The sequence below is a fragment of the Ruegeria sp. CF2 genome (genome assembly GCF_056537385.1).
On record NZ_JBQFRL010000003.1, the window covers coordinates 356,328 to 379,166 of the forward strand.

Below are 22,839 nucleotides of genomic sequence, written 5' to 3' on the forward strand. Positions count from 1 at the left end.
TCCTAGTCGTCGCGCCCCGGTTCGTTTGGGTTGCTGGAAAACAGGGCGATCTTGTTGCCCTGTGGGTCCCGCAGATAGCCGACATAGAACCGCGGCCCGTACATGGCGCGAAAGCCCGGCTGGCCTTCGTCCGACCCGCCGGCCCGCAGCGCGGCAGCGTGCAGGTCGCGCACCTGCTGCTGACTGCGTGCCTCGAAGGCGACCATCGCACCATTCCCGGCCGAGGCCGCAGCCCCGTCAAAAGGCGGTTTGACACAAAATTCCGGCAAAACCGGTTGCTGGCCCGGCGGGACCGGCAGGGCGAAACTCAGCCCTTCGGGACCCTCCTCCAGCGCATAGCCGAGGTCCGGCAGAAAGGCGCAGTAAAACCGTTTTGCACGCGCGATGTCGTTCGCGCCGACCGTGACGTAGGAAATCATCCCGCATCTTTCCTTGCCGGGTGTCGATCCGTCAACCGGTCCCAGTGCGCCGGCGCATCTCCATTCCGGGCGGGAACGACCCAATGGCCGTCAGATCGAGCCGCCCTCGACCATGAAGTTTCCGGCACTGCACATGGCAGCGTCGTCCGAGGCCAGAAACAGCACCATCCGCGCCACATAGACCGGGTCGATCGGGTCGGGCAGGCATTGGCGGTCGATCTGTTTGGCCAGCGCTTCGGGGGTGACCCACAGGTCTTTCTGGCGCTGGGTCATGATCCAGCCGGGCACGACCGTGTTGACCCGGATCCGGTGATCGCCCAGTTCCCGCGCCATGGTGCGGGTCAGGCCGTGCACTGCGGATTTCGCGGTGGCATAGGCGGGAAAGCCCGCGCCAGCCTCCCACCAGGAATTCGAGCCGATATTGATGATCGACCCCGCGCCCTTGTCGATCATGCCGGGCGCCACGGACTGGATGGCGAAGAACATGTGGCGGAGGTTGGTTGCCATGCGCTCGTCCCAATAGTCCGGCGTGACCTCGCGCCAGTCGTGCCGGTCGTCATGCGCGGCGTTGTTGACCAGTACATCCGCCGCGCCCAGCGCGCCCGCCAGCTCGTCAAAAGCCGACCGCAACGCCGCGATGTCGCGCAGGTCGCAGGCGGCAAAGGCGTGGGGTCCGTCCAATTCGGCCAGCAGCGCGTTGCCGCCCTCGGCGTTGATGTCGACAAAGCCGACCTTGGCCCCCTGCTCGGCAAAGCCGCGCACGATCTCGCGCCCGATGCCCGAGGCCCCGCCGGTCACGAATACGGTGCGCCCTTTCAGGCAGGGATAGATGGCAAAACCCTTGGTCATTTATCGCGCTCCATGATCCATTCCACTTCGGGCGCCGGAACGAAACGCCATTTGCGCAGCGGTCCGGCCATGACGTTCAGGTAATACATCTCGAACCCGTAGGGCGCCCCGCAAGGGTGGTGCCCGCGCGGCACCAGTACCACATCGCCATCGGACACGGCCATGGTTTCGTCCAACTGACCGTCATCGGTATAGACGCGCTGGATACCAAAGCCGCTGGCCGGGTTCAGGCGGTGGTAATAGGTCTCTTCCAGATAGGTGATGCGGGGATAGTCATCCTCGTCATGCCGGTGACTGGGGTAGGATGACCAATGGCCGCTGGGGGTGAAGACCTCGGTCACCAGCAGGCTGTCGGCGTAGTCCTCGGCCTCCATCGCGATGTTGTTGATGTAGCGCGTGTTCGTTCCCTTGCCGCGCTCGGTCAGGGTGATGCCCTCGGGCCCGATCCGGCGCGCGGCATGGCCGCCCTTGCCCGGGGCCGAGCACACGGCGATCACGCAATCGGTTTCGGCTGTTGCCTCCCACTCGGTGCCGTTGGGCAGGTACAGGCAATGGGGCGGGGATTTTTCGAACACGTTCATCCGGTCGCCCAACACGCCCCAATCCTGCCCGGCGCCGGTAATCCGGGCCTTGCCCTCGACCATCACCAGAATGACCTCGCGGTCGCCGGTGACCTCGGCGGCGCGCTCGCCGGCCCGCAGGTGATAAAGGCCAAAGCCCACATAGCGCCAGCCAGCGTTGGCCGGCGTGATGTCATGCACCTTTCCATGGGTTCCGAACGGTTTTCTCAGCAGTTCTGCCATCGGTTTCACCTGTGTTGGGGCAGCACCGGCCGCCCGGGTTCCGTCATGCCGCCTGCCGCGCCTGTCGCGCGTCCAGCGCCTGTTGCAACTGTGCCTGCGTCCAGCTTTCCGACACCGCCCGGCGCAGGATGTCGGCCTGGCTGGGCGGAGCGTTTCCGCCCACCGGCGGATCGGTATCCAGATTGGTCGGAAAGGGATAGCCTTCGGCGGTGGCCGCGATCGCGGCGCCGATGCGGGCATCATCCAGATCCCCGCGCTGTTTCAGCGCCATCAGTGCCGGGAATACGGCCAGACACATCGCCTTGCGGTCCACCGCCTCCATCGCGCGCCCGAAGGCCGACGAGACCTGCAGCAGGTTGGCCATCCGGTGGATGCCGGCGCTGCGGTTTTCGCCGGCGGCATGGAACAGCGCCGGGTTGAAGAACACCGCATCGCCCTTGGCCAGCGGCAGCTGGATGCAGGCCCGTTCGAAATGCGCCCTGTGCGCGTCGTCGTGAAAGGCGACATAGCCCGGGCCATACAGCTGCGAGAAGGGCAACAGTTTGGTCGGGCCGCTCTCGATGGGCATGTCACAATGGGCGACCGCGCCCTGCAGGGTCAGCGCGGCGGTGACCATATGGGCATGCGCCGGGAACTGGGCCGCCTTGTCGGCGGTCTGGAACCCCAGGTGATAGTCGCGATGCGCCTGCTGCGCCTTGCCGCCTGGCCGCACTTGGTTGATCTGCGCGGTCACTTGGTAATCGGGGCCCAGCCAGGCCTCGCAGGCGGCGGCAATCGCCGTGTTGCCGAAATAGAGCGCAAAGCCCTCGGGGTCGCGCAGGCATTGCTTTTGCAGCGCGTTCCACACCCGGTCATTCGCGCCCGAGGCCGCAAAGTGATCGCCCTCGCCGCCCCCGGCCTGACGCTCATCTTCGATGATCCGGCGAAACACCTCGGTCGCCCGGTCGATGACCGCGGTATCCGCATAGGCGCCTTTCAGCGCGATCACCCCGGCTGACTGACCCAGAACCCAGCCCCATTCCGCCAGCAGGGCGCGCCGGGTGTCGGGGGTTTCCAAGGCGGACCGCAGCGCGCGCATGTCATAGACCGGCACGTTCTTTTCCACCGCGGCCGCGTGGGGCACCTGCTCGGGCCGCAGACTCTGCGAGGTCAGCACCTTGAATTCGTCCAGATCACAGGACTCGGGGCCGAAATAGCCGGCGAAACCAGGTTGCTGACGGACCATGAAACGCTCCTTTCCCATGGCGGCGCCCCGGGGGGCGAAAGATCAGGCCGTGATCGTCAAGCCGGCCTGACCGCAGACCTCGACGATGTGGTCATACCCCATCTTCGAGTATTCATACGGCGGGGCCTTGGCCGGGTCCTGCTCGGCCTCGACCACGATCCAGCCCTCGTAATCCAGGGCTTTCAACGCATGGGCGACCTCCTGAAAGTCGATGCAGCCATCGCCGGGCACCGTGAAGGCCCCCGCGATCACCGCATCCAGGAAACTGCGCCGGTTGCCGCGCGTGTCGCGCACGATGCCGGGGCGAATGTCCTTGAAATGCACATTTTGCAACCGATCGCCCCAGCGGTTCAGGGTTGCCAGTACATCACCGCCGCCAAACAGCAGATGCCCGGTGTCAAAGCACAGCTTCACCTCGGGTCCCGACCCCTCCATCAGCCAGTTCACGTCATCTTCGCTTTCGATGATCGTGCCCATGTGATGGTGATAGGCCATCGGCATCCCCTGATCGGCCATCCACTTAGCCAGTTCGGTGATCTTGGCGCCGTAGGCCTTGATCTCATCCTTCGACAGCTGCGGACGGTCATTGACCGGGGTGCCGATCTGGCCCTGAACCGTGTTCGAGCATTCGGCATAGACGATGCAGGGGCTGTTTAACGCCACGAACTGTTCGACCTGCGCGCGCACCGCGTCGCGTTCGGCGGCGAAATCATTGAGCAGCGAATTGCCCGAACACCAGCCACCGCACAGGGCAAGGTCATTTTCTTCCAGATAGGCGCGCAGCCCCTCGGTATCGGCGGGCATCCGCTGCCCGCGCTCGACCCCGGTATAGCCGATCTGACGCGCCTCTTTCAGGGCCTGTTCCATCGTGAACGCCGCCGTCAGGTCGGGCAGGTCGTCATTTTGCCACGCAATCGGAGAGATGCCGATCTTCACGCTCATTTGGTGTTTCTTTCCTTGATGGCAGCCTCGTAGGCTGCGCGTTTTTCATTCACTGCAGGGCGGACACTGACCTCGGGCACTGCCACTTCCCACCACGTGCCGCCATATTCGGTCGAGGGGTACGGGTCGGTTTCGATGACGATCACATAGGGGCCTTTGACTTCGCCGCGTTTGGCCAGCGCCTCTTCCAGCTCGGCGATCGAGGCGACCTTGACCGAGGTCGCCCCCATCGCCGCCGCATGGGCCGCAAAGTCGATGGCCGAGGGCGTCTCGTGCACCGCATGGTCCAGCAGGTTGTTGAACTCGGCCCCGCCGGTGCCCATCTGCAGCCGGTTGATGCAGCCAAAGCCCCGGTTGTCGGTGATCACCACCGTGAAGGACACCCCCATCATCGCCGCCGTCGCCATTTCCGAGTTGGCCATCATGTAGGTGCCGTCCCCGGTGAAACAGATCACGTCGCGGTCGGGCTGGGCCATCTTGATGCCCATGGCGCCGGCGATCTCGTAGCCCATGCAGCTGAAGCCGTATTCCATATGATAGGCCCCCGGACGCGGCGCCTTCCACAGCTTGTGCAGCTCGCCCGGCATGGTGCCGGCGGCGCACATCACCACCGTGTCGTCATGTGCCGCGCGCTGTACCGCACCCACCACCTGCATGTCGGTGGGCAGCGCGTTGGCGTCACCCGGCGCATGGGTCAGCGCATCGACCTTGGCAAACCACTCGGCCTTGAGCGTGTCGGGAACCGGGTCGGCGCGATAGCCCTGAAGGGCCGCGCCCAATTCCTCGATCCCGACCCGCGCATCGGCCAACAGCGGCATCGCGCCGTGTTTCGTGGCGTCATAGGCGGCGGTGTTCAGGCAGACCATCTTGCGCTCGGGGTTGGAAAACAGCCCCCAAGACCCGGTGGTGAAATCCTGAAACCGCGTGCCGATGCCCAGGATCAGATCTGCCTCGGCGCACACGGTGTTGGCGGGTTCGCCCCCGGTCACGCCGACCGGGCCCAGGTTCAGCGGGTGATCCCAGGCCAGGGCCGATTTGCCGGCCTGCGTCTCGGCAACAGGAATGTTGTGGGTCTCGGCAAAGGCCTGCAGCGCGTCGGTCGCGCCGGAATAATGGACACCGCCGCCGGCCACGATGATCGGGCGTTTGGCCGACCGGATGGCCTCGGCCGCGCGGGCCAGCTCGCCTGCGTCGGGGCGGATGCGACGTTGGTGCCAGATGCACGGCTCGAAGAAGCTGAGCGGATAGTCATAGGCCTCAGCCTGCACGTCCTGGCAAAAGCCCAGGGTCACCGGCCCGCAATCGGCCGGGTCGGTCATGGTGCGGAAGGCGCGCGGCAGAGCGGTCAGCAGATGTTCGGGCCGGGTGATCCGGTCGAAATAGCGGCTGACCGGGCGGAAACAGTCATTGGCGCTGACGGTGCCATCCGTGAAATCCTCGGTCTGTTGCAGCACCGGGTCGGGGCCACGGCTGGCGAACACATCGCCGGGCAACAGCAGCACCGGCAGGCGGTTCACATGGGCCAGCGCGGCGGCCGTCACCATGTTGGTCGCCCCCGGCCCGATCGACGAGGTCACCGCCATGGCCCGGCTGCGCCGCATCTGCTTGGCATAGGCGATCGCGCAATGGGCCATGGTCTGTTCATTGTGACCGCGATAGGTGGGCAGGCTGTCGCGCACACCGTGCAGCGCCTCGCCCAGACCGGCCACGTTGCCATGGCCGAAAATCGCCCAGACACCGGCGATGAAGGGCTCGCCGTCTTCGTTCATCTGCGCGCCAAGGTAACGCACCAAGGCCTGCGCCGCGGTCAGTCGGATTGTCTTGCTCATCATGATCCCTTTCAGAACGAGGCCGCTATGGGCAATCCGTTGCAATCATTCTGTCGTGAAAGGATCCGACACGCCCACCACCCAGACCGGGTGGCCCGGCCTGCCGGACCCTGGTGATATTGGTGCCCCGCACGATACGGGACACCGGGGAGAAACCTTCAGACGGTACCGCCCAGCGACCCTTCCAGCTCGGCCATCTCCTGCCCGCCGGCCATCATGTCCTGCAGCTCTTCGGGCGAGATCTCGCCGCGCCGGGCGGTGCCCAGCGTCTTGCCGCGGTTCAGAACCGTGAACCGGTCGCCCACGGCCAACGCGTGCCGGACATTGTGGCTGATGAAGACCACGCCGATGCCCTGGTGGCGCACCTTGTCGATGGTGGCTAGCACGTTCGATGTCTGCCGCACGCCCAACGCCGAGGTCGGTTCGTCCAGAATCAGGATCTTGGCGCCGAAATAGACCGCACGGGCAATCGCCACGGTCTGACGTTCGCCCCCCGACAGGGTGCCCACCGCCTGATCGGGGCCGCGCAGGTTGATGCCCATCTTGCGCATCTCTTCCATGCAGACCTCGTTGGCGTGCTCGATGTCGAACCGTTTCAACAGGCCTTTCCCCTTGGTCGGCTCGCGCCCCATAAAGAAATTGCGCGTGACGCTCATCAGCGGGATCATCGCCAGGTCCTGGAATACGGTGGCGATGCCCGCCTCCATCGCGTCGCGGGGCGTGTCGAAGGACATCGGCTGGCCTTCGAAATAGATCTCGCCCTTGGTGGGTTTGTGCACCCCGGACATCGTCTTGATGAAGGTCGATTTGCCCGCCCCGTTGTCACCCAGCAGGCAGTGGCATTCACCCGGCTTGACGTCGAAACTGACGCCCGCCAGCGCAATGATGTTGCCGAAATGCTTCTCGATCTCTTTCATTTCGACGACCGGGGCCACGTCCTTGACCGCGTCGCCGTGGTGGAACTTGGTATCTTCGGTCATGTCAGCGCTCCCCGGTTACGCGTTTGCGGATCGCGTTGTTGAACAGAACGGCGATCAGCAGCATCGCCCCCAGGAACACCTGGAACCAGTCCTGATCGAAATCGGTATAGGTCAGGCCGATGACCACCATGCCAAAGATGATCGCCCCGAAGAACGCCCCGATGGCCGAGCCATACCCTCCGGTCAGCAAACAGCCACCGATCACCGCGGCGATGATCGCCTCGAATTCCTTCTGGAAGCCGCGCCGCGCATCGGTGGAGCCCGCGTCGATCACGGTGATGATCGCCACCAGCGCGGCACAACAGGCAGTCAGCATGAACAGTGAAATCTTGACCCGGTTAACCGGTACGCCCGAGTTCGACGCCGCAACCCGGTCGCCGCCCGAGGCGAAGATCCAGTTGCCGGCCGGGGTGCGCAGCAGAACATAGGTGGCGGCAATGGCGAAGGCCACGAACCACAGGATTTCAACCGGGACACCCGGCACTTTGGGCGCGCCGCTTTTGAACGTGTCGATCAGGCCCTTTTCGGCCAGCCAGGTGAACAGGCTGGCAAAGGCTTCGCCGGAAAAGAACGGCGCGAGCCAGTCATTTTCGACCTGATCGCGCACGCCGCGCAGCTGGGTCGACCCGCCGGTTGCCGCCTTGAGCCCCACCAGGGACAAGCCGCGCAGAATGAACAGAAACGCCAGCGTCACGATGAAGGATGGCAAACCCGAGCGGATGACGATGGTGCCGTTGATTGCCCCGACAAAGGCGGCGAAGACAAAAGTCATCGGGATCGCGGCCACCAAGGGCAGTTGCCAGGTCACCACGCAGACCCCGAAGAACAGGCCGGCAAAGGCCACCATGGAGCCGATCGACAGGTCAAACTCGCCCCCGATCATCAGCAGCGCCGCGCCGATGGCCAGAATACCCAGTTGGGCGGCCGGGGTCATGAAGTTCATGATGCCGGCAAGCGTGAACATCGATTCATCGGCCGTGATGGCGAAGAAGATGAAGACAAGGATCGCCCCTGCGATGGCCCCCAGTTCGGGCCGCTTCATCAGCTTGGTCAGGAACGGCTCCTTCTTGATCCGTTCGTCCACCGCCACTTGTGCAGACTCGGTCATGGTTTCCTCCCGTTTGGCAGGGGCGGCGCCCTGACGCCGCCCCGATTTTCAGCCCGCCTGTCTCAGCGGATGCCCTGAGCGGACAGCTCGACCACCTGACCGGCCTTGTCGGCGGTGATCAGGTTCGGACCCGAGGGCACGTTGCCGCCCGGCATAAGGCCGTACTTGGCGTTCAGCGCCATGAACACGACCGGCAGATAGCCCTGCAGATACTGCTGCTGGTCCACCGCAAAGGCCGCGTCACCATCGACGATCGACTGCAGGAAGTTGGCCGACAAGTCGAACGAGGCCACGTTCACGTCGCGCCCCGACCCTTTGACGGCGGCCACGGTGGGCTCACCGGCCGAGCTTGCACCGAGCGCCATCACGGTATCGACGCTTTCATCCGAAGCCAGAGCCGCCGACACTTTCGACTCGATCTCGGACGGGTCGTTGGACGTCGGCAGAACGGTCACATTGCCGCCAAAGCCTTCAGCAAAGCCCGCGCAGCGCAGGTCCAGCGCGACATTGCCGACCTCGTGGTTCACACAGATCGCATTCTTGCCGCCCATTTCGGCCAGCTTCTCACCGGCGGCCTTGCCGGCGTCGAACTCATCCTGGCCGACATGCAGCGCCGCGCCCAGCTCCTTGGACACGTCCGAGCCCGAGTTCATCGAGATCACCGGGATACCCGCGGCAACCGCGCGTTCGATCGAGGGGCCAAGCGCGTCGGCGTCCGGGATCGAGACGATCAGCCCGTCGGGTTCCTGGTTCACGGCGGCGTCAATCAGCTGCGACATGGCAACCATGTCGAAGGTTTCGGGCGCGCGGTATTCGACGTTCACGCCCATATCCGTGCCGGCCTGCTCGACCCCGTTCTTGACCACGTTCCAGAACGCGTCATTGGCCTGGCCGTGCGATACCACGACGATGTCCTGCGCAAAGGCCGGAGTGGCCAGCGCCAGCGCGCCGGCGGCCAAAGCACCTTTGAAAAATTTGTTCATTACGTTTCCTCCCACTAGGACAGATTTTTGTCTTGTCCGGGTCCTGGACCCATTCATCCGGCAAGGCCGAATCTCTGTCGCACCGATACGCATCGGGGCCGTTTCAGTTTCAATACTTCACGTCATTTTGCAACCGGTTTCAAAATCTCCTCCAGCTTTACCGGAATACCGGTCCTGGCCGATTGGGTCGCAGCTTCGGCCAGGGCCAGCGCTGCGACGCCGTCTTCCAGCGTCACCGGCACGGCGGATCCGGTCTTGACCGCAGTCACGAACGCATCCCATTCCGCCCGATAGGCAGGCATGTAGCGTTCGAGGAAGAAGTAGGTCGGCTTGGCACTGATCACGCCATCGGACGTGGATTTCACCAGGTTGTTCTCGAGCACGTTGCGCGCCTGCAGCAGCCCGCCGGACCCCAACACCTCGACCCGTTGATCATAGCCGTATACGGCCCGGCGAGAATTCTTGATGACGGCGATCCGACCGTCCTTGTAGGTCATGGTGACGACGGCGGTGTCCACATCCCCCGCCTCGGCGATGGCCGGGTCCACGGTCGATGTGCCAACGGCCGAAACAGTGACTGGTAAGTCACCCATGATGAAATTGGCGAGGTCGAAATCATGTATCGTCATGTCCCGAAATAATCCGCCCGATACTTTGACATAGGAAATCGGGGGCGGCGCCGGATCAAACGAGGTGATCGACAGCAATTCGGGGCTTCCGATCTCGCCAGACTGAACGGCGGATTTCAATGCGCCGAAGCCCGGATCGAAACGCCGGTTGAACCCGATCATGACCGGTTGACCGGTACCTGCCACGGCTTGCTGGCAGGCAAGGGCGCGGTTCAGATCCAGATCGACCGGCTTTTCGCACAGAACGGCCTTGCCCACGGCGGTCGCCGCCTCGATGAGGTCCGAATGCGTATCCGTCGGCGTGGCGATCAGCACCGCGTCGATATCCGGGTCGGCGATGATGTCCTCCGACGTGTGCGCCACGGCTCCATGAGCTTGCGCCAGACGTGCGGCGGCGTCTTCCATTGCGTCCGAAACCGCAACAAGCGTGCTGTCCGGGTGGTCCGAAATGGCTTGCGCGTGGACGGTTCCGATGCGCCCGGCTCCAAGCAATCCGATTCTGAGCATTGTGACCTCTGGGTATAATTCTGGCGGGAGCATGTTCTTTTTTGCAACCGGTTGCAAGGATTATTTGCGGCCTGTGTGTGCCCGCGCTCTTGCCCATCATTGCACCGCGGTCAGGATAGAACTCAGCCAGTCGTGGGCGGTGCCAATCTCTTGAATTTGCAGCCCGGGCGACCTTGGATGGCTTCGTATTGGCCCGTTTGGTTCTGCTTTTGTGATTTCTCCGTCCTCTGTTAAACCTTTGAGTCGGGGCAGAAATTGACACCGATACCAAACCGCCCCGATCAAGGAGACGATGATTTGATGAATTTGTCCCTGCCGATTCCGCTGCTGGTCATGGCCATTCTCCCTGCTGCGTTGCTGGACCGATGTTCGGGCCAGAATACCGGCACCGCGCTGGGAGTTCTGGCGCGGGACCGGGTCGCGCTGACGGCGACGGCCAATGAGATCATCGTGGAACTGCCTGTTGCAGAAGGGTCTCCGGTCAAGGTCGGCGACGTGTTGGTCAGGTTCGACACGGATCTGCAGACCGCGAACCTGAACCTCGCGCAGGCGGAATTGGAAAAATCGCAGGCCACGCTGCTGAAATTGGAAGTCGGCCCGCGCGAGGAGGAGATTGCGATCGCGCGCGCCAACGTCGCCGGGGCCGAGGCGCGTCTGCTGGACGCAGAGGCCGTGTATCAGAGGAATTCCCAGCTGGTCGTCAACTCGGTCGTCAGCCAGGCGCGCCTGGACCAGGATATTGCCGCACGCGATTCCGCTCGGGCGGCACTGGAAAGCGCTCGGGAGTCCCTGAAAGAACTGGAAAACGGAACCCGCCCTGAAGATCTGTCGGTGGCCCGGGCCAATGTGCGGGCGGCCGAAGCGGCGGTTGCCGCCGAGCAGACCGTTCTGGATGACCTGACAGTTGTTGCGACACGGGACGGCATCCTGGATTCCCTGCCCTGGAACCTGGGGGAACGGGTCGCCCAGGGCAGCCCGGTCGCGGTGTTGGTGTCCGGCGCGGCCCCTTTCGCCCGCGTCTATGTCCCCGAACCCAGCCGGGTGGACATCGCTCCCGGAGACTCTCTCGAGGTTCGGGTCGACGGGCTGGACCAACCTCTGACGGGCACCGTGCGATGGGTCAGCGACGACCCGTCCTTCACCCCCTACTACGGGTTGAACAAGGATGATCGGACGCGGTTGGTCTATCTGGCAGAAATCGACCTGCCGGAAACCGCCCGAGATCTGCCCGAAGGCATTCCCGTTCAGGTGAAGATGCCATGAGCGATCTGGTGGTCTCGACCCAGGGTCTGACGCGCCGGTTCAAGGAAAAGACAGCCGTCAGCAACCTGGACCTGGAGATACGCCAGGGTCAGATCTATGGGTTTCTGGGCCCGAACGGCTGCGGCAAGACAACGACGATGCGAATGCTGACCGGACTGCTGACGCCCAGCAGCGGATCCGTCTCGGTGCTGGGCCGACCGATGCCGCAATACGCCGAGCCGCTGAAGAATGAAATCGGGTACATGACGCAGATCTTTTCGTATTACCGCGACATGACGGTGCTTGAGAACCTGCGCTTTGCCGCCGAGATCTACGGAATGCCGCGCCGCAAATCCGCCGACCGGATCGACGAGTTGCTAACAACCTACGACCTGACCGAAAACGCCAATCAACTGAGCGGCAGCATGAGCGGCGGGCAACGGCAGAAACTGGCGCTGGCCGCGACGGTGCTGCACGGGCCCAAGCTGTTGTTTCTGGACGAGCCGACATCGGCCGTCGACCCCGAAACCCGCCGGTCTTTCTGGGAACAGCTGTTCGACCTGGTCGATCAGGGCGCGACGATGATCGTGTCCACGCATTTTATGGACGAGGCGGAACGGTGTCACAAGCTGGCCATCCTCGAGCATGGGGTGAAAAAGGCGGATGGATCGCCCCGGCAACTGATGGAAGACTTGAACGCCACCGTGATCGAGGTCGAGGGTGAGGGGCTGCGGCAGGTCAAACACCTTCTGGACGACACGCCCAAGGTGCTGTCGACGGCGCAGGTGGGTGCCCGATTGCGCGTTCTGGTGGACAAGTCGGAAACCGATCCGATGGCGATGATCACGTCGCGCCTGTCGGACTTTCCCAACGTGGCGATGTCCGTGCAGCGCCCCAATCTGGAAGACGTGTTCGTCAGCGCGACGAAGGGGCCTGCCCAATGAAATCGCTCCGCCGTATCACCGCCGTTCTAAAGAAAGAGCTGCTGCAACTGCGGCGGGACCGGATGACCTTTGCCATGGTCGTCATGATCCCGCTGATCCAGCTGCTGTTGTTCGGATACGCAATCAACACAAACATCCGCCATATACCGGTCGGGATCGTGGATCAGGCCGACTCGTCGCTGTCCCGGACCTTGGCTCAGATCGTTCAAGCCACGCAGGTCGTGACCATCACCGAGGTCTTCACGACCCCGGAAGAGGCCGAGCAGGCGATCACCGAGTCCACCGTGCGCGCCGCGTTCATCATTCCGCCCGACGTCGATGACCGGCTTGCCCGAAGCCCCTCCATCGGATTGGGCCTGCCCAACGCCACCAACCAGACATCCAGCCGCCCCGTGGCTCATTGGATCGTGGACGGGTCGGACACCATGGTGGCCAGCGCCATCAAATCCCTGCGCAGCATGCCACTGACCGAATTGCTGCGACAGCCGCCAAACCGTCAGGTCCCGACCTTCGAGGTCACGCTGTATTTCAATCCCGAGCAACGATCGGCGGTGAACATCGTGCCCGGCCTTGTGGGTGTCATCCTGACCATGACCATGATCCTGTTCACCTCGGCCGCCATTGTCCGAGAGCGCGAGCGGGGGAATATGGAGATGCTGATCAACACCCCGGTCAAATCCATCGAGCTGATGATCGGCAAGATCATTCCCTACATCTTCCTGGGCTTGCTGCAGGTCGCGATCATCCTCGGGCTGGGACATTTCCTGTTCGACGTCCCCATTAACGGAGGAATGATCCCGCTGCTGGTGGTAACGCTTCTGTTCATCATCGCCAGCCTGTCGCTTGGCCTTGTGATCTCGACGCTGGCTCAGAACCAGCTGCAGTCCATGCAGATGACGATTTTCGTTCTGCTGCCCTCGATCCTGATGTCGGGGTTCATGTTCCCGTTCGACGGGATGCCCAAACCGGTTCAGGTGATCGCCCAAGTGCTGCCGGCCACCCATTTCATGGACATGATCCGCGGCGTGGTTCTGCGGGATGCAACGCTTTACGCTCTGCGCGGTGACATTCTGTGGATGATCGGGTTTGCCGTCCTTGGGATGCTGGCTGCGACGCTCAGGTTCAAGAAACGCCTGGGATGAAAGAAGGGCGGCCAAGGCCGCCCCAAGTGTCTGGATTGCCAGTCTCTTATCCGTGTCGGACCGTTCAGATGATCTCGTCCTCGTCGAACATGGGATCATCTTCAAGCTGCGCGTTGATATCTTCCATCGAGTCTTCGGCCTTTTCCACGGACCCGACCCGCCCCAGGTGAAACACGGCGTCGCCCTCATTCACCACAGGCATGACCGCGCGCCCGACGATCAAGCCGTCGAACGGAGCGATGATGTCCTCGCTGGCTTCGCCGAACGGGTCCGATACGGCACCCAGCAGATCATCTTTGCGAACCAGTTCACCGTCCGCTTTGTAGATCCGAAGGATTCCGCCCATCGGGGCACGCAACCACTTGCTGGACGAACAGAACTGCGGTGCCGCTTTGGGCTTGGAGATCCGCTTGGCGGGAACCATCCCCATGTGCCTCAGCACCCGCAGAATGCCAGCAAGGCCCGCGCGGATCGACAGTTCGTCCAGGCGAAGACCCTCGCCCGCTTCGTACAACAGGATATCTTTCCCCTGCGCCTTCGCCGCGCCGCGCAATGATCCATCGCGCAGGGGCGACTGGATGACGATCGGTGCTCCGAAAACGCTGGCCAGTTCCTTGGTCCGAGGGTTGTCGGGCGAGATCCGGATCTGCGGATAGTTCGTGCGATGTATCGCCGCCGAATGCAGATCGATCCCCAGATCCGAGCGGGCGACGATTTCGGTCATGAACAGATGCGCCAGCCGCGAGGCCAACGACCCGTTCTCGCTGCCGGGAAACACCCGGTTCAGGTCGCGACGGTCGGGCAGATAGCGCGAATGGTTGATGAAGCCGAACGCATTCACGATCGGCACCGCGATCAGCGTGCCTTTCAAGGTCGCCAGGTTGGGCGCACGCAACAGGCGGCGAATGATCTCGACGCCGATCACCTCATCACCATGCACCCCACCGCTGACAAAAACGGTAGGCCCGTCCTGTCGGCCATGCACCACATGCGCGGACATGGTCACCGGGGTATGGTCCGACAGAACGCTGACCGGCAGATCCACGGTAAGCCGCGACCCCGGCGCCACCGTGGCGTGGCCGATCGTGATTGGCTGCCGCTTTGCCATGCCGTTACCCTTTGCCCTTGGTCCTGGTGGCCCCGGCTTTTGCGTTCTTTTCCAGGAACTCGATCATCTTTCCGGCAATATCCAGACCCGTGGCTTTTTCCACACCCTCCAGACCCGGCGAGGAATTGACCTCCATCACCACAGCGCCGTGGTTGGCGCGCAGCATGTCGACGCCGCAGGCATTCAGGCCCATCGACTTGGCCGCGCGAACGGCCGTTGCACGCTCTTCCGGGGTCAGCTTGACCACCTTGGCCGAACCGCCGCGGTGCAGGTTCGAGCGGAAATCGCCCTCGGCGCCGGTGCGTTTCATCGCAGCGACAACCTTGCCGCCCACCACGATGGCCCGAATGTCGGTTCCGCCGGCTTCCTTGATGAACTCCTGCAGCAGGATGTTCACACCCGCACCGCGGAACGCCTCGACAACCGATTTGGCGGACCGGTCCGTATCGGCCAGAACCACACCGATGCCTTGCGTCCCTTCCAGCAGCTTGATGACGATAGGCGCGCCACCGGCCAGTCTCAGCACCTCGTCGGTCTGTTTGGGGTCGTGGGCAAAGGTTGTGACGGGCAGACCGACACCGTCGCGGGCCAGCAACTGCATCGACCGCAGCTTGTCGCGCGACCGACCGATGGCAACGCTTTCGTTCAACGGGTAGACACCCATCATTTCGAACTGACGCAGCACTGCGGTTCCGTAGAAAGTGACCGAGGCACCGATCCGCGGAATCACCGCGTCATACCCCGTCAGCTTTTCGCCGTTGTAATAGATCTCGGGGCGACGGGTTGCGATGTTCATGTAGCACCGCAGGGTGTCGATGATGTCGAGCTGATGCCCACGCTCCTCGGCCGCTTCCTTGAGGCGGCGGTGCGTGTACAGGTTGGCATTGCGCGCCAGCATGGCAATCTTCATGACAAATCCCCTTTGTCCTGGTGTTTTGGTTTGCCGCGCAACAGATGCGCGCGCTTGGTGTGAACGGCGATCGCGTGGTTCTTCAGCGCCGCCCGGCCCACGATCATCTGAAAGGTCATGTTCGTGCGATCGGTCAGAGACAGATCCAGCGGCCAGGTTTCGTCGCCCAACCGGATGGTGGTTCGGATGACGATCCTGTTTTCAGGAATTCCGCTGGTGTTCTTGATATTGCGCCGTTCCTTGATCGGAGCCTCGATACGGATCATGCCTTCTCCGCCCGGTACCTCCGTCAGGAAGGACACCCAGTGATGTCCGTCCCGTTGAAACCGCCGAATGTCGGTTGCATGCAGCGCTGACGTGCGGGCGCCAGTGTCGATCTTGGCCTTGATGTCGTTCAATGGCAGGTCGGGAAGGTCGATGTATTCCATCCAACCAATGACCTTCGGCATCTGCGGCTGACCCTTGTCGGAAACGTTTGCCATGATCACACCAGCCAGGGCATCAGAAGGGTTGCAAGGCTGAGCACGAAGAAAAAGCCGGCCATGTCCGTAATCGTGGTCAACAGCGGGCCACTTGCGGCGGCCGGGTCCTGTCCGATCCGCTTCAGCAGCAAAGGAACAACACCGCCGATGGATACCGCCAGCATCGTGTTGAGTGCCAGCGCGGTACCAATTACCAGACCCAGGGCCGGATTGCCTTTCCAGAACCACGCGACCAGCCCGATCAGAATACCCAGCGCGATCCCATTGATGACCCCGACCGAAATCTCCTTGATCCAGACCCGCATGGCATCTTGCGGCCGTACCAATCCAAGGCTCAATTCGCGCATGGTGACGCCAACGGCCTGGTTGCCGGAACAGCCGCTCATGTCCGATACCATCGGCAGGAAGATGGCCAGCGCAATCACTGCGGCCAATGTTTCTTCGTAGGCCGAGATCACGCTGGCCGCGATGATGTTGAGCACGATGTTGGCCGCAAGCCAGGCCAGCCGGCGACGGGACCGCACCGACAAAGGCATCGAGCGCAACTCGTCGCCAACCACACCCTGACGTTTGAGGCTTTCACTTTCCGAGCGTTCCAGAGTGGCTTCTGCCACCGCCGTGCGGGACACGACACCCGCCAGGACTCCGTCGGCATAAACCACCGGCACCCCCAGGAAAGGATGATCGTTGAACACGTCTTCCAGCTGTTCCAACGGGGTATCCACGGTCACGGTCAGTGGTGGAACCATGATGCTTGTCAGCTTTTCGCTGCGCTTGGCGGTCAGCAGGCTGCGCAGCGATACCACGCCCACGGCGCGCCCCTCGGAATCGACAATATAGGGGTGCTGCCCGCGATACCTTTCAAAATCCTCGTCGTCCGAAGCAAGTTCGCGCAGGACATTGCCAACGGTCTGCGTGTCGCGGAACTTGAACACCTCGGTCATCATCAGACCGCCGGCGGTGTCATCCTCGAACGTGCTGAGCAGGCGGACATCCGCAGCCTCTTCGGCGTCCATTTCGGACAGGATGGCCTCGGCATCCGGCGTATCCAACTCGCCGATAACGTCGGCCTGAATGTCCGAATCCAGCTGTTCGATGATCTCGGCAGCACGCTCGGGCTTGAGGCGTTCCACAAGCTCGACCGCCATCTCGTTTGGCGCTTCTTCGACCAGTTCCGCGGCAAGTCCAACGGGCACGATCTCCAGAACGGTATCGCGCTCGGCCGGTGTCAGCTGAAGAACTTCGCGCAGGGCTTCGCTGCTGGTCAGCGAATCCAGAAGCGCCTCAAGCTCGGACGCATTGGACTGCTCGACCGCTTCCTTGATCCGAAGCGAAAGCTCATCGTCGGTTGAGGGAATGTCTACGTTTCCGTCCATGCCTTGGCCATTCAATTGGGTTGTCGTTCCTTTATATAGGTGATAAAATTTTGTCTATAGACAAAATTGGATGAGATATAGAATGTCTGACATCACGAATGCCGCCGAAACCCTAGCCGGACTCTATACCAGGGAATTCGGAGGAAAGGCCTCGGGCCGGTATCGCATCCCGCAGAAGCTGCTGCGGGAACTGTGTGGCCGGAGAAGGCTGTACCAAGAGGACATCACGGCTCTAACCCGTGAACTTCTGGAAATGGGCTATGTCATGATTGATATGGACAGCTTCTTTGTCGTCATGAGCGCCAATTCCTTCGTGAACTATCGGCGGGTCGGCAAGGAAATGCTGGCCCGCACGGAAGGCACCAGCTGAGTCCCATTCCAGGCAATCGGCGCAATGGCGCCCGATCATGTCAGATCCTCAGTGCGCGAGCCACCGCAGCCTTTGTTGCAGAAACTTTCTGGACGCCAGGTTCGGTGCCGCCTCTATGGCCTGCCGATAGGCTGCGGCCGCCGCGACGGAGCGGCCCGTCTTCTGCAGAACATGCGCGCGGGCCGCGTGCCAGGGCTGAAAATCGTCAAGATCGGGCCGCAGGCTGTCCAGCTTGTCCAAAGCCAGTTGGGCATGACCTGTCTCGGCCATCACGACGGCCCAGTTCAGGGCAACCACCGGGGTTGGCTCGTAGGCCCATAGGGACTGATACAGCAGGGACATCTGCCGCCAATCCGGGACCGGCGCCATCATGTGGCAATCCGCAATGGCGGCCTTGAGCTGAAACGGTCCCGGTTTTCTCTGGTCGACCGCAGCTTGCAGGAGCCGCTGCGCCTGACGTATCTGATCCTGCCGCCAAAGCGTTCGGTCCTGATCCTCTACGGGTACCATAGCGCCATCAGCGTCGATACGCGCAGGGCGGCGGGCATCGGTCAATAGCATCAGGGCCAGCGCACCTTCGATTTCGGGCTCTTCCGGTCGGAGGTCTCGCAGAACTCGCGCAAGGTAGATACCTTCGTGGCAGAGGTCCCGCGGCCCTGTATCCTCGGTCACGTACCCGGTGGTGAAGATCAGGTAGAGGGTCGTCAGCACCGTATCCAAACGTTCCGGCCAGATTTCCGGATCGGGAACGGAGTAACCAATCCCCTTGGCGCGAATCTTGGCCTTGGCTCGGGACAGGCGCTGGCCCATCGTCTGGTCGTTGTCCAAAAATGCCGCAGCGATTTCCCGTGTGGTCAGGTTGCAGACCGTGCGCAAAGTCAGCGCGATGCGTGACTTCTGGTCCAGCGCGGGGTGGCAGCAGGTGAAGATCAGACGCAACCGGTCATCCGGTATCGGCTCAGGCATGTCGTCCGCCACGGACTCGGGCAGGGTTATGGCCAGGGCTGCCGTTTTCCGACCTTCCCTATGTTGCGCTCGAATGCGATCGATACCCTTGTTCAGACCAACCCGCATCAACCATGCTGTCGGGTTGTCCGGAACTCCGTTGCGGCTCCAGTGTTTCACGGCCGAGATTGCGGCCTCCTGCAGTGCGTCCTCGGCCAGCTGGAAGTCACCCAACCGGTTGATCAGTCCGGCCAAAAGCCGCCCCCGATCCCGCCGCAACACATCATCAATGACATGTCCAACTGCAATGGCCTTGGGGGCGGCGTTCTTCATGGATTATCCAGCCGGATTGTAGTCCATCAGAGGCCGAACCTCGATGGTGCCGTAGTTGGCGGCCGGGATCAGCGCCGCGTATTTCAGCGCCGCATCCAAGTCGGCAACGTCAACCACATAGTATCCGCCCAGATGCTCACGCGTTTCGGCATAGGGCCCGTCCATGGTTTCAGCTTTTCCGGAGCGGATCCGAAGGGAGGTTGCAGTTTCGATCCCTTGCAGACCCTCGCCATCGCAAAGAACACCATCCGCTTTCATCCGCTCATTGGCGGCAAAGAAGCCACTCATCATCTCGTCAAACTCCGGGGTGCCATAGGCCGGTTCTTGCGCGGGGTCTGTGTAGATCAACAGCATGTATTTCATAGCAATAATCCTTTTCAAAAGTTCTGGGTCAAAGACCGAAGATCCGGGTTGCGATGCAGATCATCATGATCAGCGCGGCCAGAACATTGGTTCCATTACCGACATAGCGGAGCGGGTGGCCGGCATTGTCAATCTTCAGCCCGAAAGGATGCGCAGCTCGTCCGATGACCAGCAAAATGCCCGCCGCGTTTAGGTATAGTGTAGCTGTGCCGCCCCCTTCGCCCAGCATCATCAATATCAATATGAAGGTCGCCCAGTCCTGGCAGTTTCCGTGTTGGCGCACGCGCAACATCAGCGCCATGTCGCCGCCATCGCCGATGGATTGGCCCGTGGCCGACCGCATCCCCGAGACACGAAACCATAAGACGAGCCAGATCATCGCCACTAGCAACGCATAAATCGGTGTCGTTGAAAAAACCATCTATCGTCCTTCCTGTTTTCAGGTTCGTGCCCCAAGGACGTCGGGTTTTCTCAGATTTCGACAGGTGCTGAGATTTTTTGGTGGCGCGCTGCAACTCTTGCGCATTTTGCGCGTGTATTACGTTTTGTTTGTCGGCGATTGTTGGGTTGGTGCCAAGTGTGCGGTGGAGAACGAGCATAGCCGCCCTTGGGCGGCTCGTTCGGTGTTTTGTTCGACTTTGCTGGTTGCGGGAGCATGAAACCGCCGACAGTTGACCCTTTTCGGTTGGCAATACAATAGAATTACTACACCCGGCAGAATTTCAGTCTTCACCCACTGAAGTGGTCCGCTGCTATGTCACGATAGACGGTTGATACTATTGCAAAAATTCGCCTGAGAGAAAGGCAACAAATCCGCCGCGTGAGTGGCAAGATCGATGAAGTAGTACTCTGCGGCCGGTTCCAAGCACAGTTTCTCGTGAGCTAAATCCGACGGGCGAGCCAGTGCAAACCAAAGCGCCTTAGCAAATGGCGGCGATATCTGCGCTTCGGTGACATTCCAGCATCGGGCGATAAATCCAGTTGTTCGGCCCAAGGCGTGCGCCCGGCCATTTCGCAATAGATGCCGCCCCAAGGGTGCTTAAGTGGCGCAGTCCACGGCTTAACGGAACCCGCAAAATGAAGTATAACCGGCACCTCGAAATCGCCGATCAAACGTGTAGGATAAAATGTATAATTGTATCTCCGCTCGCATCCCATGACTTGTCCTGCAAGTGCGATATTCAGCGCGCATTGGTCATGCCAGACAAGCCGATCGGACATGGTTGTAAGAACTTCAAACACACGTCTTTCGACGTTTTGTTTCCGCCAGAGGTTTAGATCAATCAACATAACGCCTGAGCTGAAATACTGTGACGGACCCACGCCCAAATCCTCATGAAGTGCGTTGCCAACCTGATATGCCGCAACTATGCTGCCACGGAGATCTCGATCATATAGTTCCGCCAAAGAACTGAGTACCAAAGTATCGCAATCTAAATACAAGACCCGGGTAACAGTCTTTGGAAGAATGCTCCCCAAAGAACACCGGTAGAGCGCTGCCGATGAAATATGCGGTTCATCCCGCAAGGTGCCCCAAATCTCCGAATACGCGTTGTTTGAGATTTCAATGAACTGGGTGCGGAGCTCAATGTCGTTGCAAAAGGTTTGCAGCTTAAGCAGCTCGTCACATACGGGAAAACCATGAACGAGATACAATTCCAAATCACTTCGAACATTTGTGGCAGCTAGTGAATAGAGCGCCGCCGACAATGGCGCGATCATATTTCTGTCAAAAGTGAAAAGAATATTCATCTCAACCTTCTTTCTACAAGTGCACTGACATCTGCACGCAAGATCACTTGAATATGCATGCTCAACAAGCATGTTTTTCCACGAACGCAGTCTGCGGTGGCACTCTAAGGCGCGCGCTTCGCATCTGATTTAAGTAGTTGATTTGCTTGCGAAAACCAAGTTTGATTTTTTGTGACCAGAACTACGGAGACATTGGGCGTCACCCCAAAGATCTGTCAACACTACAACCCTTCGCATTTGAGAGCATGTTCTGCTAACCCTTAGTGAGAAACATTAGGTGCGCAAAGCTAAGTTGTCTATGCCGAGGCTGACCTTTTTCGCGCTGGGCTCTCTGCAGGACAATCTGCCCAACACGGGGGTCAAAGCCTAGGCCGGAGGCATGCCCTAGTTGGTATTGCCACGGGAGGCTTACTTAATCTTGTGGCCGATCGCGAGATGGGTGCCCTGGCATACCCGCCACACCCAGCGGCCTTGGACGCGCGACCCGCGCCCATGCCCCGGCACGCATTGGCTCGGCCTATGAAAACCCTTATCAGTCAGTAATACGAATACACCTGCCTTAAAGCGGTCCGTCATCCGACGCAATCTCTCCCAGACCGCCGATCGGAACTGGCGCCCTACGGCGCGAGATCTGACGAGCGGGATTAAAATAGATCGAAGTGACCTGCCGATACGCATTGATAGGGGCAAAATCGGTGAAATCAGCACGAGGCCACCTCATTGCAGCATCGAGAGAAGCCAGAACCCTTGGGTAGCGTTCAGAGTTGTCGAGGACAATCAGCGCAGGAACAGTTCGACCGGCCTTTACCTCTTCCAAGACATACGCTGCGCAAAGACGGCGATGTGTTCCATCGATCACCACGATATCCGCATCTGCCACTTCAGGTCTCCGGGTATATGTTTCGGGTTCGGTGGCGAGATGAATGTCAAACCCTGCTGATCGGGCCAGCGTTTTTGACACCTCATCATACCATCCTTGATTATGCTCAATCGCGGTGACCTTCGCGCCACGTTTTGCATAAAACACTGAGGAGTGCCCACTGCCATATTCCAGAACGCGAACTCCGTTCAAATCATACGAATCGATGTATTCAATCGCCGAGTATGCGTACCAGGGGATCTCTTCTCCCGCAGCGTCTACGCAGCGCACCTCAAGTACGCTTCGATAGTGGCCAAGATCATCCGACAACACGCGAAGCGCATCGCCTTCAGTTTTTTGTTGGCGGTTTAGCAAAAGCTTTAACCACTTCCATCCAAAACTCGACAGCATGTTATCACCTTAGACTGCGGACCTGTGCTTCTGTGTTGGCTAAGCAACGACCATTCGATGAGACTTACTTAATTTACAGTACGGAGACATCACTAAATTGCGAAGGGCATGAAAATTCTTGTAAGCGTTTTGTGAAACTGCGCAGCTTGAATCTGCGTCTTCTGGTTTTGAGCCTGACGCGGTGAAGACGTTGAGCAATTGATCCAGTGGATCAATTTTTGTGTTAGCGGGCTGTATTTTGATTTTGTGGATTTGGTTGCGGGAGCAGGATTTGAACCTGCGACCTTCAGGTTATGAGCCTGACGAGCTACCGGGCTGCTCCATCCCG

23 protein-coding genes are annotated in these 22,839 nt (G+C 60.9%); 4 read left to right on the forward strand and 19 right to left on the reverse strand.

Features of this window, described 5'->3' with window-relative positions:
* Positions 1-2 precede the first annotated feature (2 nt).
* The 10 genes from ACR0IR_RS15540 to iolG form a co-directional block, all read right to left on the reverse strand.
* The gene (locus tag ACR0IR_RS15540; protein ID WP_170365676.1) at positions 3-419 is read right to left on the reverse strand and encodes a VOC family protein; all 417 of its coding nucleotides are present in this window, start codon (positions 417-419) and stop codon (positions 3-5) included.
* A 90-nt stretch (positions 420-509) separates the two neighbouring features.
* Positions 510-1,268 carry an SDR family NAD(P)-dependent oxidoreductase gene (locus tag ACR0IR_RS15545; protein WP_170365678.1) on the reverse strand — a complete coding sequence of 253 codons (759 nt, stop codon included), beginning with the start codon at positions 1,266-1,268 and terminating at the stop codon, positions 510-512.
* On the reverse strand, positions 1,265-2,071 hold the full coding sequence (gene iolB, locus ACR0IR_RS15550; protein ID WP_170365680.1) for a 5-deoxy-glucuronate isomerase: 807 nt from the start codon (positions 2,069-2,071) through the stop codon (positions 1,265-1,267). The genes ACR0IR_RS15545 and iolB overlap by 4 nt, the downstream gene beginning before the upstream one ends.
* A 43-nt stretch (positions 2,072-2,114) precedes the next feature.
* The gene (locus tag ACR0IR_RS15555) at positions 2,115-3,296 is read right to left on the reverse strand and encodes a phytanoyl-CoA dioxygenase family protein (RefSeq protein WP_170365682.1); all 1,182 of its coding nucleotides are present in this window, start codon (positions 3,294-3,296) and stop codon (positions 2,115-2,117) included.
* Between the two features lie 42 nt (positions 3,297-3,338).
* Positions 3,339-4,238, reverse strand: a complete 900-nt coding sequence (gene iolE, locus ACR0IR_RS15560) for a myo-inosose-2 dehydratase (RefSeq protein WP_170365684.1) — start codon at positions 4,236-4,238, stop codon at positions 3,339-3,341.
* Entirely contained in the window at positions 4,235-6,067 is a 1,833-nt protein-coding gene (gene iolD, locus ACR0IR_RS15565) for a 3D-(3,5/4)-trihydroxycyclohexane-1,2-dione acylhydrolase (decyclizing) (protein ID WP_170365686.1), read from the reverse strand. The genes iolE and iolD overlap by 4 nt, the downstream gene beginning before the upstream one ends.
* Positions 6,068-6,225: 158 nt before the next feature.
* The gene (locus tag ACR0IR_RS15570; protein ID WP_093963708.1) at positions 6,226-7,047 is read right to left on the reverse strand and encodes an ATP-binding cassette domain-containing protein; all 822 of its coding nucleotides are present in this window, start codon (positions 7,045-7,047) and stop codon (positions 6,226-6,228) included.
* A gap of 1 nt (position 7,048) precedes the next feature.
* A complete protein-coding gene (locus ACR0IR_RS15575; protein ID WP_170365688.1) occupies positions 7,049-8,155 on the reverse strand; it encodes an ABC transporter permease in 1,107 nt (368 codons plus the stop codon).
* Positions 8,156-8,217: 62 nt separating this feature from the next.
* Entirely contained in the window at positions 8,218-9,138 is a 921-nt protein-coding gene (locus tag ACR0IR_RS15580; RefSeq protein ID WP_093963710.1) for a sugar ABC transporter substrate-binding protein, read from the reverse strand.
* A gap of 122 nt (positions 9,139-9,260) precedes the next feature.
* Positions 9,261-10,274, reverse strand: a complete 1,014-nt coding sequence (gene iolG, locus ACR0IR_RS15585) for an inositol 2-dehydrogenase (RefSeq protein ID WP_170365689.1) — start codon at positions 10,272-10,274, stop codon at positions 9,261-9,263.
* A gap of 300 nt (positions 10,275-10,574) precedes the next feature.
* On the opposite strand from iolG, the gene ACR0IR_RS15590 reads away from it, so the two are divergent.
* From ACR0IR_RS15590 to ACR0IR_RS15600, 3 genes are read left to right on the forward strand one after another with little or no spacing between them, the layout of a single operon-like run.
* On the forward strand, positions 10,575-11,537 hold the full coding sequence (locus ACR0IR_RS15590; protein ID WP_170365691.1) for an HlyD family secretion protein: 963 nt from the start codon (positions 10,575-10,577) through the stop codon (positions 11,535-11,537).
* Complete coding sequence (locus ACR0IR_RS15595; protein WP_170365693.1) at positions 11,534-12,460, forward strand: ABC transporter ATP-binding protein; 927 nt, start codon at positions 11,534-11,536, stop codon at positions 12,458-12,460. The genes ACR0IR_RS15590 and ACR0IR_RS15595 overlap by 4 nt, the downstream gene beginning before the upstream one ends.
* Positions 12,457-13,602 (forward strand): ABC transporter permease, encoded by a 1,146-nt coding sequence (locus tag ACR0IR_RS15600; protein WP_170365695.1) that lies wholly within the window; start codon positions 12,457-12,459, stop codon positions 13,600-13,602. The genes ACR0IR_RS15595 and ACR0IR_RS15600 overlap by 4 nt, the downstream gene beginning before the upstream one ends.
* 64 nt (positions 13,603-13,666) lie before the next feature.
* Here the strand turns inward: ACR0IR_RS15600 and ACR0IR_RS15605 are convergent, their stop codons facing one another.
* From ACR0IR_RS15605 to mgtE, 4 genes are read right to left on the reverse strand one after another with little or no spacing between them, the layout of a single operon-like run.
* Positions 13,667-14,710: a succinylglutamate desuccinylase/aspartoacylase family protein gene (locus ACR0IR_RS15605; RefSeq protein ID WP_170365696.1), complete on the reverse strand. Its 1,044-nt coding sequence runs from the start codon at positions 14,708-14,710 to the stop codon at positions 13,667-13,669.
* Positions 14,711-14,714: 4 nt separating this feature from the next.
* Positions 14,715-15,620, reverse strand: a complete 906-nt coding sequence (rimK, locus tag ACR0IR_RS15610; RefSeq protein WP_170365698.1) for a 30S ribosomal protein S6--L-glutamate ligase — start codon at positions 15,618-15,620, stop codon at positions 14,715-14,717.
* Positions 15,617-16,102: an ATP-dependent zinc protease family protein gene (locus tag ACR0IR_RS15615; RefSeq protein WP_170342576.1), complete on the reverse strand. Its 486-nt coding sequence runs from the start codon at positions 16,100-16,102 to the stop codon at positions 15,617-15,619. Before ACR0IR_RS15615 ends, rimK begins: the two co-directional genes overlap by 4 nt.
* A 2-nt stretch (positions 16,103-16,104) precedes the next feature.
* Positions 16,105-17,478: a magnesium transporter gene (gene mgtE / locus ACR0IR_RS15620; protein ID WP_170365700.1), complete on the reverse strand. Its 1,374-nt coding sequence runs from the start codon at positions 17,476-17,478 to the stop codon at positions 16,105-16,107.
* A gap of 82 nt (positions 17,479-17,560) precedes the next feature.
* Between mgtE and ACR0IR_RS15625 the strand changes: the two genes are divergently transcribed.
* Positions 17,561-17,848 (forward strand): hypothetical protein, encoded by a 288-nt coding sequence (locus tag ACR0IR_RS15625; protein ID WP_217357142.1) that lies wholly within the window; start codon positions 17,561-17,563, stop codon positions 17,846-17,848.
* A gap of 48 nt (positions 17,849-17,896) precedes the next feature.
* On the opposite strand, the gene ACR0IR_RS15630 is transcribed toward ACR0IR_RS15625, so the two are convergent.
* The 5 genes from ACR0IR_RS15630 to ACR0IR_RS15650 all read right to left on the reverse strand — a co-directional run bounded on the left by ACR0IR_RS15630 (position 17,897) and on the right by ACR0IR_RS15650 (position 22,511).
* On the reverse strand, positions 17,897-19,126 hold the full coding sequence (locus ACR0IR_RS15630; RefSeq protein ID WP_170365703.1) for an RNA polymerase sigma factor: 1,230 nt from the start codon (positions 19,124-19,126) through the stop codon (positions 17,897-17,899).
* Positions 19,127-19,129: 3 nt separating this feature from the next.
* The gene (locus ACR0IR_RS15635) at positions 19,130-19,489 is read right to left on the reverse strand and encodes a YciI family protein (protein ID WP_170365705.1); all 360 of its coding nucleotides are present in this window, start codon (positions 19,487-19,489) and stop codon (positions 19,130-19,132) included.
* Between the two features lie 28 nt (positions 19,490-19,517).
* A complete protein-coding gene (locus tag ACR0IR_RS15640; RefSeq protein WP_170365707.1) occupies positions 19,518-19,910 on the reverse strand; it encodes an MAPEG family protein in 393 nt (130 codons plus the stop codon).
* Positions 19,911-20,371: 461 nt separating this feature from the next.
* Positions 20,372-21,241 (reverse strand): glycosyltransferase family 8 protein, encoded by an 870-nt coding sequence (locus ACR0IR_RS15645; RefSeq protein ID WP_170365709.1) that lies wholly within the window; start codon positions 21,239-21,241, stop codon positions 20,372-20,374.
* A 559-nt stretch (positions 21,242-21,800) separates the two neighbouring features.
* A complete protein-coding gene (locus ACR0IR_RS15650; protein WP_170365711.1) occupies positions 21,801-22,511 on the reverse strand; it encodes a class I SAM-dependent methyltransferase in 711 nt (236 codons plus the stop codon).
* Between the last annotated feature and the right edge of the window lie 328 nt (positions 22,512-22,839).